This is a genomic window from Mesorhizobium sp. P2_F7 (assembly GCF_056403695.1).
The window spans coordinates 505733-517978 of record NZ_JBFUFA010000001.1 but is presented as its reverse complement, the minus strand read 5'-3'; the positions used below and the strand labels follow the sequence as shown (position 1 = coordinate 517978).

At 64.0% G+C, this 12246-nt stretch carries 9 protein-coding genes; 6 read left to right on the top strand and 3 right to left on the bottom strand.

The features are described from left to right. Positions 1 to 61 precede the first annotated feature (61 nt). The 5 genes from AC1DZ8_RS02365 (at position 62) to AC1DZ8_RS02345 (ending at position 5701) form a co-directional block, all read left to right on the top strand. Entirely contained in the window at positions 62 to 2575 is a 2514-nt protein-coding gene (locus AC1DZ8_RS02365) for a heavy metal translocating P-type ATPase (protein WP_477400292.1), read from the top strand. A gap of 43 nt (positions 2576 to 2618) precedes the next feature. After that, positions 2619 to 3011 (top strand): CopM family metallochaperone, encoded by a 393-nt coding sequence (gene copM / locus AC1DZ8_RS02360; protein WP_352582186.1) that lies wholly within the window; start codon positions 2619 to 2621, stop codon positions 3009 to 3011. 155 nt (positions 3012 to 3166) lie between these two features. Further along, positions 3167 to 3946, top strand: a complete 780-nt coding sequence (locus AC1DZ8_RS02355) for a hypothetical protein (protein WP_477300314.1) — start codon at positions 3167 to 3169, stop codon at positions 3944 to 3946. A 98-nt stretch (positions 3947 to 4044) separates the two neighbouring features. Then, positions 4045 to 4890 carry an aldo/keto reductase gene (locus tag AC1DZ8_RS02350; protein WP_477300316.1) on the top strand — a complete coding sequence of 282 codons (846 nt, stop codon included), beginning with the start codon at positions 4045 to 4047 and terminating at the stop codon, positions 4888 to 4890. 1 nt (position 4891) lies between these two features. Then, entirely contained in the window at positions 4892 to 5701 is an 810-nt protein-coding gene (locus AC1DZ8_RS02345) for an MBL fold metallo-hydrolase (protein ID WP_477400291.1), read from the top strand. 3 nt (positions 5702 to 5704) lie between these two features. On the opposite strand, the gene AC1DZ8_RS02340 is transcribed toward AC1DZ8_RS02345, so the two are convergent. The 3 genes from AC1DZ8_RS02340 to mutS form a co-directional block, all read right to left on the bottom strand. Beyond that, positions 5705 to 6259, bottom strand: coding sequence for a TetR/AcrR family transcriptional regulator (locus tag AC1DZ8_RS02340; protein ID WP_477300320.1), 555 nt, complete (start codon positions 6257 to 6259; stop codon positions 5705 to 5707). Between the two features lie 7 nt (positions 6260 to 6266). Next, on the bottom strand, positions 6267 to 6731 hold the full coding sequence (locus AC1DZ8_RS02335) for a nuclear transport factor 2 family protein (protein WP_477300322.1): 465 nt from the start codon (positions 6729 to 6731) through the stop codon (positions 6267 to 6269). Between the two features lie 72 nt (positions 6732 to 6803). Beyond that, the gene (gene mutS / locus AC1DZ8_RS02330; protein ID WP_477300324.1) at positions 6804 to 9536 is read right to left on the bottom strand and encodes a DNA mismatch repair protein MutS; all 2733 of its coding nucleotides are present in this window, start codon (positions 9534 to 9536) and stop codon (positions 6804 to 6806) included. A gap of 255 nt (positions 9537 to 9791) precedes the next feature. Here mutS and AC1DZ8_RS02325 point away from each other — a divergent pair, with 255 nt between their 5' ends. After that, the gene (locus AC1DZ8_RS02325; RefSeq protein ID WP_477300326.1) at positions 9792 to 12071 is read left to right on the top strand and encodes an NADP-dependent malic enzyme; all 2280 of its coding nucleotides are present in this window, start codon (positions 9792 to 9794) and stop codon (positions 12069 to 12071) included. Positions 12072 to 12246 lie beyond the last annotated feature (175 nt).

Here is a 12246-nt window from a genome sequence, read left to right as displayed (position 1 = left end):
GACCTTCCAGTTACTGGAAGCACTACCTCCGCATCCAGACAGACATGAAGGCATTTATTCGATGGCGCATTCCGAGCATCACCACCACGCGCATGCTGCCGATGGCAGCTGCTGTACGGCAAAGGCGGCTGCGCCGGCCGCCGAGGCGGTGGTGCGCGACCCGGTCTGCGGCATGAGCGTCGATCCGGCCGCAGGCAAGCCGACGGCCGAACATGGCGGCCGTCTCTTTCACTTCTGCAGCGAGGGCTGCCGCACGAAATTCGTCGCTGCGCCTGAAAAATACCTGACCGCCACCGACCCTGTCTGCGGCATGAGCGTCGACCGGGCCACTGGGAAGCATTTTTTCCGCCACGAAGGTCAGGGTTTCTATTTCTGCTCGGCCGGCTGCCAGGCGAAGTTCGAGGCTGAGCCGCAAAAATATCTCGGCGACAGGCCGGCGCCGTCGCCAATGCCGAAAGGCACGCAATACACCTGCCCGATGCATCCCGAGGTGATCAGGGACAAGCCCGGCTCTTGCCCGATCTGTGGCATGGCGCTGGAGCCGATGGGCGTACCCACCGGCGACGAGGGCCCGAACCCCGAACTGGTCGACTTCACCAGGCGCCTCTGGGTCAGCGCGGTGCTATCCGTGCCGCTGCTGATCGTCGCCATGGCGCCGATGCTCGGCCTGACGTTCCAGGCCTTTGTCGATGAACGCACGATGGTCTGGCTGGAACTGGCGCTGGCCAGCCCGGTCGTGCTGTGGGCGGCCTTCCCGTTCTTCCATCGCGGCTGGGAGTCGCTGGTCAATCGCAGCCCCAACATGTGGACGCTGATTTCGCTCGGCGTCGGTGCTGCCTATCTTTACAGCGTCGTCGCTACGCTGTTTCCGGACATCTTCCCGCATCAGTTCCGCGGTCATGGCGGCAGCGTGCCGGTCTATTTCGAGGCCGCCGCCGTCATCGTCGCGCTGGTGTTCCTCGGCCAGGTCCTCGAATTGCGAGCCCGCGAAAAGACCGGCTCGGCCATCCGCGCGCTTCTCGACCTGGCGCCGAAGACGGCGCGGTTGATCGGGGACGACGGCTCCGAGGCCGACGTGCCGCTCGATGCGGTCAAGGCCGGCGACCGGCTGCGCATCCGTCCGGGCGATGCAGTGCCGGTCGACGGCATCGTGCTCGAGGGTCGCTCCTCGGTCGACGAATCGATGATCTCGGGCGAGCCGCTGCCGGTCGAAAAGACCGGAGGCGATGCCTTGACCGGCGGCACGCTGAACAAGAACGGCTCGCTGATCATGCGCGCCGAAAAGGTCGGCGCCGAGACCACGCTTTCGCGCATCGTCGAACTGGTCGCCAAGGCGCAGCGTTCGCGCGCACCGATTCAAGGGTTGGCCGATCGCGTTTCCTTCTATTTCGTCCCGGCCGTCGTGCTGATCGCGCTTGCCGCCTTTGCCGCCTGGGCGGTCTTTGGCCCCGAACCCAGCCTGATCTCCGCCATCGTCTCGGCGGTCTCGGTGCTGATCATCGCCTGTCCCTGCGCGCTCGGCCTGGCGACGCCGATGTCGATCATGACCGCCACCGGGCGCGGGGCGCATGCCGGCGTGCTGATCAAGGAAGCGGCAGCGCTCGAACGCTTTGCCTCGGTCGACACGCTGATTGTCGATAAGACCGGCACCTTGACCGAAGGCAAGCCTCGGCTGACCGATGTCGTCGCTGCCGAAGGCTTTTCGGAGAACGAATTGCTGGCGCTCGCCGCTGGCCTCGAAAAAGGCTCGGAGCATCCTTTGGCCGAAGCAATCGTCGGCGGCGCCGGTGAGCGTGGCCTGACAATCGAAGAGGCCAGTGGCTTCGAAGCCGTCACCGGCAAGGGCGTCTCCGGCACTGTGTCAACCCGCGAGGTCGCGCTCGGCAATGCCGCCATGATGGCCGATCTTGGTATCGATACCGCGTCCCTGTCGGCCAGGGCCGAGGCGCTGCAGGCCGAAGGTAACACCGTCATGTTCGTTGCCGTCGACAAAAAACTGGCCGGCATCGTCGCCGTCGCCGACCCGATCAAGGCAACGACGGCCGAGGCGATCCGGGCACTGCACGACAGGGGACTGAAGATCATCATGGCGACCGGCGACAATGAGCGCACGGCGCGCGCCATCGCCAAAAGTCTCGGGATCGACGAGGTGCGCGCCGGCCTGCTGCCGGAGCAGAAGGCGGCATTGGTCGAGGAACTGCGCGCCAAGGGCGCTGGCATCGCCATGGCCGGCGACGGCGTCAACGATGCGCCGGCCTTGGCCGCCGCCGATGTCGGCATCGCCATGGGCACCGGCGCCGATGTCGCCGTCGAAAGCGCAGGCATTACGCTGGTCAAGGGCGATCTCAACGGCATCGTCAGGGCGCGAACGCTGGCCCAGGCGACGATCCGCAATATCCGCCAGAACCTGTTCTTCGCCTTCCTCTACAATGTGCTCGGCGTGCCGGTCGCCGCCGGCGTGCTCTATCCGCTCACCGGCACGTTGTTGTCGCCGATGCTGGCGGCGGCGGCGATGAGCCTGTCCTCGGTTTCGGTCATCGCCAACGCATTGCGGCTGAGGACATTGAAACTCTGAACTCAACCCCCAAATACGAAATCCAATCAACAGGAGATCATGGATGACCTTGGCTAAAAAGATCGTGCTTTTGCTGATGGCGGCGGGAATGCTGCTTGCCGTTTTCCTCGAAAGCGTCCCGGCGCAGTCCGAGGAGATGAAACATGACATGGGCGCGATGGCGACAGACGCGACCAGTCCGTCGACCGAAGGCTACAAGGCGGCGATGGATAAGATGCATGCCGACATGATGGCCTCCGAATATTCCGGCAATGCCGATGTCGATTTCGTGCGCGGCATGATCCCGCATCATCAGGGCGCAATCGACATGGCCAAGGTGGAACTCGCCAATGGCAAGGATCCTGAAATCCGCAAGCTGGCCGAAGGCGTCATCGCTGCCCAGGAAGCCGAGATCAAGCAGATGCAGGGCTGGCTCGCCGCCCATCCGGTTAAGTAGGGTATGGGCGGCCGCAGCGGAATATCCTTTCTGGAAGTCTCCCGCTCGCTATAGTGCCGGCGTCAGGACTCAGGCATGTCGTCAAGACGGGTCGAGGCGTCGAAGAAATGTGGCAAGAGGGCCCGAATGATGGATAGTGCCAGGCAGTTGCCATCTTGCCCGTGATCTTGGCCTTTAAGCTTGCCACCGCGCCGGTTCTTATCCTTTGCCTTACGCTGCTGAGCCGCAAATACGGCCCCGCTGTAGGCGGAATGCTTATGGGCGTTCCGCTGATAACGGGACCGATCTCGGTCTTTACGGCGCTGGAGCATGGCGCTTCGTTTGCGCAGCACGCAGCGGTGGCAAATTTCGTTGGCCAGGTTTCGACGTGCATCTTCTGTTTTACCTATGCGCTGCTGGCAAAGCGGCTCAATGTGGCCATGACCGTTCTGTGCAGCGCAGGCGCGTTTTTTGCAGCGACATTGATCTGGAATGAATTCGAATGGACTGTCGCATCCGGATTGGGGTTGCTTCTGGCAGCGATCCTGCTTTTCATGGCCATATTGAAGCCTGTGAACATTGACGCCGCTGCAAAGGTCACGATCCGTTTTGATCTCACTCTGCGGATGCTGGTATCAGCTGCCTTCGTGCTTCTGATCACTTTCTTGACAGGGCATGTCGGCGCAAAGCTAAGCGGCCTGCTTGCGCCATTTCCGGTTTTCGTTCTGATCCTGAGCGTTTTTACCCACCATCAGATGGGAGCGGGTGCCGCATCAAATCTTCTTCGAGGGGTGATCACTGGCTCGTTTTCGTTTGCCGCGTTCTTCGCCGTGGTGGCAATCTGGCTGGACAACCTTGGCATTGCTGTCACCTATTCAGCGGCGGCACTCGCGAGTGCGATGGTAAGTGGAGTGGTCTATCTGATCCTCCACCGTTCAACCGCATCTGCCGCATAGGAGGCTTTGTCGAACAATCGCCTGGACGAAGATGAGGAGCTTCAGTCTGGATTTCCCACGGCGGCTATGCCGCGATCTGACTTCACACGGAGCTGGCCATGTCATCTAAAATCAGAACCACCACGCTCCCTTCGGGAGAAGCCGTCCAGGTGCTGGGCCAGGGCACGTGGAAGATGGGCGAGGATTCCCGCCGCCGTGCCGGCGAGGTCAATGCCCTGAAGCTCGGGCTGGACCTCGGTATGACGCTGATCGACACCGCTGAAATGTATGCCAGCGGCGGCGCCGAGGAGGTTGTGGCGGAAGCCATTGCCGGACGCCGCGACGAACTCTTTCTTGTCTCCAAGGTGCTGCCGTCCAATGCCTCGCGCGCCGGCGTGGCGCGGGCCTGCGAAAACAGCCTGAAGCGCCTGCGCACCGACCGCATAGATCTCTATCTCCTGCACTGGCCGGGCAGCGTGCCGCTGGCGGAGACGGTCGACGCTTTCGAAGCGTTGAAGAAGGCCGGCAAGATCCGCCACTGGGGCGTCAGCAATTTCGACACCGACGAGATGGAGAAGCTGACCGGGCTGCGCTCGGGCGGCAATGTCCAGACCAACCAGGTGCTCTACAATCTGTCGCGGCGCGGCCCCGAATTCGACCTTGCGCCATGGAGTCGGCAGCGCAGCATTCCGCTGATGGCTTATTCGCCGGTCGAGCAGGGCGCCTTGGCCCGCAATGCCAGGCTGGAAACCATCGCCGCTCGCCACAACGCCACGGCGGCGCAGATCGCGCTGGCCTGGGTGATGGCGCAACCAGGCGTCATCGCCATTCCGAAAGCCAGCAGCCAGGACCATGTCCGCCAGAATGTCGCCGCGCTCGACATCAAGCTCACCGGCGAAGACCTCGCCGAACTCGACCGCGCCTTCCCGCCGCCGACCCGCAAGCGCGGGCTGGAGATGATCTAGATTGGAACGGATTTCGACCGGGCCTCGTCACACCGCGTACAAGATCGGCGATATCACGGTCACGTCGCTGCGTGACGGTTATGTCGACATGCCAATCAGGCGGCTGCGCCATTCGGGAGATATTCCATTCGGCGATGACCTGCCGTCGCAGGTGCCTCTCGTTGACGGTGCGCTCAGGCTATCGGTCAATGCGTTTGCGATCGATGACGGCGACGACATCACGCTGATCGACACGGGCTCCTCGAACGCCTGGCACCCGACAATGGGGCATCTGCCCGAGGCGCTGCGCGAGGCCAAGATCGCCGCCGATCGGATACGGACCGTTGCCTTCACCCACACCCATCTCGACCATATACACGGGCTCATCCTTGCCGACGGTCGGGATGGCTTCCCGCAGCTCACGCGCCTGCTGGTGCCGCGCGCTGAGCTCTACATGTTTCGGGAGGAGGCGAGGCTGGAACGCTTCCACGACCGCGCCCAGCCTCTCGACGCTGGGCAGCGCCTTAACGCGCATATTGATACGATCCCCACCCCTGGCCATGAAGTCGGTCACACCTGCTTTCGCGTTGTCAGCGGGGGCGAAACACTGCTGATCTGGGGCGACATCGTGCATGTGCCGTCGCTTCAATTCGATCGGCCGGAGATCACTTGGGAATTCGATGCCGACCAGGATCAGGCGCGAGCAAGCCGGCTGCAGATACTGGCCCTGGCCGGCGACAACGCCTGTTACGTCGCCGGCGCGCATCTTGATTCACCAGGTGTTGGCCGGGTTTCTCGCACCGAAACGGCCTTCCGTTTCGAACCCTTGTGAGCGCTAGCCGAGCGCCGCCCGCGCTCGTTGCAGCGCGCGCGAAAACACCGCCGCGTCATCGAAGGCGCGTGCTAGCGTGAGTGCACCCTGGATGGCGCCGACCGTCTCTTCTGCGAGTTCTCCCGCCTTGGCCGGGCTGTGGCCGGTGCGGGTCAGCGCCTCGGCAAGATGCGCCACCCAGCGGCCGAAATAGCTTTTGATTGCCTTGGCAAAAAGGTCGCGAGACTCGTCCAGCGCAAAGGCGCCGATCAGGCAGACACGTTGGCCGGAGCGGAAATAGCTGTCGGTTGCCTCCAGCATGCGCTCAATGCCGGCTTGCGGATCAGCTTTGTCCTGCAGCGGCACGAAGACATTCTCCTCGAACCAGCCGTCTATGTGGGCAATCACAGCCGCTGCCATCTCCTCCTTCCCGCCGGGAAAGAAGTGATAGAGGCTGCCTTTGCCCAAGCCGGTCGCCGCGCCGATCAGCGCCAGGCTGGCGCCCTCATAGCCATGCTCGCGAAAGACCTCTCCGATGATGGAGAGCAAATCGCCACGATCGGGCGCAATCCTGCGCATTTGCGCTTTACAAGCCGAGTTCGGTCAGGCCCGGATGGTCGTCAGGCCGGCGGCCGAGCGGCCAGTGATATTTGCGCTCGGCCTCAGTGATCGGCAGGTCGTTGATGCTGGCGACGCGCCGGCGCATCAGCCCGGCGGCGTCGAATTCCCAATTCTCATTGCCGTAGGAGCGGAACCAGTGGCCGCTGTCGTCACGCCATTCATAGGCAAAGCGCACGGCAATGCGGTTCTCGTTCCAGGTCCAGACCTCCTTGATCAGCCGGTACTCGAGCTCGCGCGCCCATTTGCGCGTGAGGAAGCTGACGATCTCACTTCTGCCTGAGACGAATTCGGCGCGATTGCGCCAGGTGCTGTCCTCGGTATAGGCGAGCGAAACCCGCTCCGGGTCACGGCTGTTCCAGGCGTCCTCGGCCATACGCGCCTTCTGTGCGGCGGTCTCGGCGGTGAAAGGCGGCAGCGGCGGACGGCTCATCGTATTCTCCCATCGTCAGGTGATGGCGAGTATTGTACCGTTTGGTACAGTCGGGTCAAGTCTGGAATTGGGCTACGGTTTTCCCGCCAGCCCCTTCAGCCGGTAGAGCGCTTCCAGTGCCTCGCGCGGCGTCATCTCGTCCGGGTTGATCTCGCCGAGGGCTGCGCCCAATGCATCGCTCTTCACGGGCTTCGGCGCTTCCCGCTTCACCGCCACAGAAAACAAAGGCAGATCGTCTACCAGCCGGTTGGCCTTGCCGGAAACCTCACCTTCCTCAAGCTGGTGCAGCACCTCTTTGGCGCGGCCGACCACCGCTTCCGGCAGGCCGGCAAGGCGAGCGACCTGGACGCCATAGGAGCGGTCGGCGGCACCCTTGCCGACCTCGTGCAGGAAGACCACGTCGCCCTCCCATTCCTTGACCCGCATGGTGACGTTGGAGAGGCGCGGCAGTTTGCCGGACAGCGCCGTCATTTCATGGAAATGGGTGGCAAAGATCGCCCGGCAGCGGTTCTTTTCATGCAGGTACTCGACCGCTGCCCAGGCGATCGACAGGCCGTCGAACGTCGCCGTGCCGCGGCCGATCTCGTCCAGGATCACCAGCGCCCGCTCGCCGGCCTGGTTGAGGATCGCCGCCGTTTCGACCATCTCGACCATGAAGGTCGAGCGGCCGCGCGCCAGATCATCCGAGGCGCCGACGCGCGAGAACAGCCGGTCGACGACGCCGATATGGGCCGATGTCGCCGGCACGAAGGCGCCGGTCTGCGCCAGGATTGCGATCAGCGCGTTTTGCCGCAGGAACGTCGATTTACCGCCCATGTTTGGGCCGGTCAGCAGCCAGATGGCGCCAGCCTTGGCGCCGCCTTGCGGCGACAGATCGCAATCATTGGCGACGAACGGCCCTTCGCCAGAACGCCGCAGCGCCTGTTCCACCACCGGATGCCGCCCACCCGAAATTTCGAAGGCAAGGCTGGCATCGACCAGCGGCCGGCACCAGGCCTCGCTCTCCGAGAGGAGCGCAAGGGCGGCGGAAACGTCGAGCACGGCGAGCGCATCGGCGCCGGCGCGAATCGCCTGCGCCTCGCCCACCGCTTCGGCCGTCAGCGTGTCGAAAGCGGCAAGCTCGATGCTCAGCGCCCGGTCGGCGGCGTTGGCGATCTTGGTCTCGAGTTCGGCAAGTTCGGTCGTCGTAAAACGCATGGCGTTGGCCATGGTCTGGCGATGGATGAAGCGCGCCTTGGCGCCGTCGCTGCCGGTCATGATCGAATGGTGGTTGGCGGTCACCTCGATGTAGTAGCCCAGCACATTGTTGTGCCGGATTTTCAGCGAGCGGATTCCGGTCTCGTCGATCAGCGAGCGCTCCAGCCCGGCGATCACCTTGCGTGATTCATCGCGCAGCGCCCGCATTTCGTCGAGTTCGGCATGGTAGCCGCCGCGCACGAAGCCGCCATCGCGCCGGAGCAGGGGCAGTTCGTCGCCAAGCGCCTGCGACAGATGCTCAGCCAGCGCGCGCGGCAGCGCCACCACCGCCGCCAGCGCTGCGGTCAGCTCTGTGGGCAGGGCCGTCGTCCCGAACAGGTCAGCGATGGTGGCCGCCGCCTCGAAGCCGGCGCACAGCGCGCCGAGGTCGCGCGGCCCGCCGCGGTTGAGCGCCAACCGCGACAGCGCCCGCGGCATGTCGGCGACGCTCTTCAGGCTTGACCGCACCGCCTGGCAGAGCCGCGTCTCGGCACGGAAGAAGGATACCGAATCGAGCCTGGCAGCAATCGCCGCCGGGTCGGTCAGCGGCGCCATCAGCCGGTCGGCGAGCAGCCTTGCGCCGCCGCCGGTGACCGTGCGGTCGATCGCCTTGAACAGCGAGCCGTCGCGGCTGCCCGACAGCGTGCGCAACAGCTCCAGATTGCCGCGCGTCGCCGGATCGATGAACAGCGTCGAGCCCTGCTCCTCGCGTTCGGGGCGCGACAGTGGCGGCCGCTCGGCCTTCTGCGTCTTTTCGACATAGGCGATGGCGCCGGAGATCGCCGACAGTTCGGCGCGCGAGAAGGCGCCGAAACTGTCGGGTGTCGCCACCTCGAAGAAACGCGCGATCCTGCCCGCGGCCGACGCCGAATCGAACAGCGACGGCGGCTGCGGGCTGGCGACGCGGCCGATGACGTCGAACACCGGCTTCAGCTCGGGATCGTAAAACACCGGCTCGGCTACGATCAGCTCGCGCGGGTCGACGCGAAAGACATCGGCCAGCAGCCGGTCGGCCGTGGTTTCGGCGACACGGAAGACACCGGTCGAGATCTCGATCCAGGCGAGTGCGAAGGCGTGATCGCTGCTGCCGCCCTTCACCCGCCCCAACGCCATCAGGAAACTCGATTCCGACGGCGCCAGCAATTTGTCCTCGGTGATGGTGCCCGGCGTCACCAGCCTCACCACGTCGCGGCGCACCACCGATTTGCCGCCGCGTTTCCTGGCTTCCGCCGGGTCCTCGATCTGCTCGCAGACGGCAACGCGGAAACCCTGACCGATCAGCTTCTGCAGATAGTCGTCGGCCGCATGCACCGGCACGCCGCACATCGGAATGTCGTGGCCCTGATGCTTGCCGCGCTTGGTCAGCACGATACCCAGCGCCCGGCTCGCCTTCTCGGCATCGTCGAAGAACAGCTCGTAGAAATCGCCCATGCGATAGAACAAGAGCGAATCCGGGTTCGCCGCCTTGATCTCGATATACTGCTCCATCATCGGCGTGACGCTGCCGGGGGCAGGCGCAGGCGGTGTCACCTCGGGGGCGTCGGTTTCTGCTGAAGTGTGCATGTTCATGCCGGCACGCTAGCAGATGTGGCCGGGCGGTTTAATGCCGGCTGCTTCGAAAACAGGGGACGACTTGGCATCAATGACGGCTTGCGGCGAGCCTGTGCCCCCGCCAACCTGACCTTGCCCGAGTTCGAGATTTAGCGCGGCCGGGTGTGAAGATCGCTTGGCGGTTTACAGCGCTGGCGTGTAGCCTTAATCCGGAAGGTCAAAAACACGCACCCGTCTCAAGGGTCCGGCACCGGCGAGGAAATCAAAAGCATCATGGCCAAGAAAACCGAAAACAGCGGCCCGTCCGTCAGCGCCCAGGAGGCGCTGGAGTTCCACGCCATGGGCCGCCCCGGCAAGCTGGAGGTCGTCGCCACCAAGCCGATGGCGACGCAGCGCGATTTGAGCCTCGCCTATTCGCCCGGCGTCGCGGTTCCTGTCCTGGCCATTGCCGAGGACCCCAGCCGCGCCTTCGATTACACGACGCGCGGCAACATGGTCGCCGTCATCTCCAACGGCACCGCCATTCTCGGCCTCGGCAATCTAGGCGCATTGGCCTCCAAGCCGGTCATGGAGGGCAAGGCGGTGCTGTTCAAGCGCTTCGCCGATGTCGATTCCATCGATCTCGAGGTCGACACCGAGGATGCGGACGAATTCATCAATTGCGTGCGTTTCCTCGGGCCGTCCTTCGGCGGCATCAACCTCGAGGACATCAAGGCGCCGGAATGCTTCATCATCGAGCAGCGCCTGCGCGAACTGATGGACATCCCGGTCTTCCATGACGACCAGCACGGCACCGCCATCATCTCCGCCGCCGGATTGATCAACGCGCTGGAAATAACCGGCCGCGACATGAAGACCACGAAAATGGTCTGCAACGGCGCGGGTGCCGCCGGCATCGCTTGCATCGAGCTGATGAAGGCGATGGGCTTTGCGCCGGAAAACATCATCTTGTGCGACACCAAGGGCGTGGTCTTCCAGGGCCGCACCGAGGGCATGAACCAGTGGAAATCGGCGCATGCGGTCAAGACCGACACGCGCAGCCTGGCCGAGGCGCTGGATGGCGCCGATGTCTTTCTCGGCCTTTCGGCCAAGGGCGCGTTGACCACCAAGATGGTGCAGTCGATGGCCAAGAACCCGATCATCTTCGCCATGGCCAATCCCGATCCGGAGATCACGCCGGAGGAAGTGGCCGAGATCCGCACCGACGCCATCATGGCCACCGGGCGTTCCGACTATCCGAACCAGGTCAACAATGTGCTGGGCTTCCCCTACATCTTCCGCGGCGCGCTGGATGTCAGGGCCACCACCATCAATGACGACATGAAGATCGCCGCAGCCCGGGCACTGGCCGAGCTGGCGCGCAAGGACGTGCCGGACGATGTCGCCGCCGCCTATCAGGGCAACCGGCCGAAATTCGGCCCCAACTACATCATCCCGGTGCCGTTCGATCCGCGCCTGATTTCGGCCATTCCGCTGGCGGTGGCGAAGGCGGCGATGGAGTCAGGCGTCGCCCGCAAGCCGATCCTGGATCTCGACCGCTACGCGCAGGAGCTTTCCGCTCGCCGAGACCCGATTGCGTCCACTTTGCAGCGCATCTACGACCGCGTCCGCCGCCAGCCCAAGCGCATCGTCTTCGCCGAGGGCGAGGAGGAACAGGTGATGCGCGCCGCCGTCTCCTATGTGAACCAGAAGCTTGGCACCGCAATCCTGCTCGGCCGCGACGATATCATCAAGGAAAACGCCAGGCACGCCGGCATCGACTTGAACAAACAAGGCATCGAGATCATCAATGCCCGGCTGTCGCGCCGCAACGGCATCTACACCGACTTTCTCTATGAGCGCATGCAGCGCAAAGGCTTCCTGTTCCGCGACTGCCAGCGGCTGATCAACAATGACCGTAACCATTTTGCCGCCTGCATGGTGGCGCTGGGCGACGCCGACGGCATCGTCACCGGTGTCACCCGCAATTACTCGACCGCGCTCGACGACATCCGCCGCATCATCGATGCCAAGCCCGGTCACCGCGTCATCGGCGTGTCGATCGTGCTGGCGCGGGGCAAGACCGTGCTGGTCGCCGACACCGCCGTGCACGACATGCCCAATGCCGAGCAGATCGCCGACATCGCCGAGGAGGCCGCCGGCTTCGCCCGCCGCATGGGCTACGAGCCGCGCCTCGCCATGCTCGCCTATTCCACCTTCGGCCATCCGCAGGGAGAACGCTCGGAACGGGTGCAGGAAGCGGTGCGTATCCTCGACAAACGCCGGGTCGATTTCGAATATGATGGCGAAATGGCCGCCGATGTCGCGCTCAATGCCCGCTCCATGGCGCAATACCCGTTCATCCGGCTCACCGGCCCTGCCAACGTGCTGATCATGCCGGCGTTCCACTCGGCCTCGATCTCGACCAAGATGCTGCAGGAACTCGGCGGCTCCACCGTCATCGGCCCGCTGCTGGTCGGCCTGAACAAGCCGGTCCAGATCGTCTCGCTCAACGCCAAGGACTCGGACATCGTCAACATGGCTGCGATCGCTGCCTATACGGCGGGGGCTTGATGAGCGATCCGCGCCGCGGACTGTCTTTTTCTTGCTTGGGCAGAGTCGCTGGCGTTTGCAGCGGCTCGTGTCGCCGAACGCTTGCACCGATGGCCTAGTCGCGCCGCCCTATAAGAGATTGATAATATTCAGCTGATATAGAACCCCTCTCGCCGACTTGCCGCTACGGCATCTA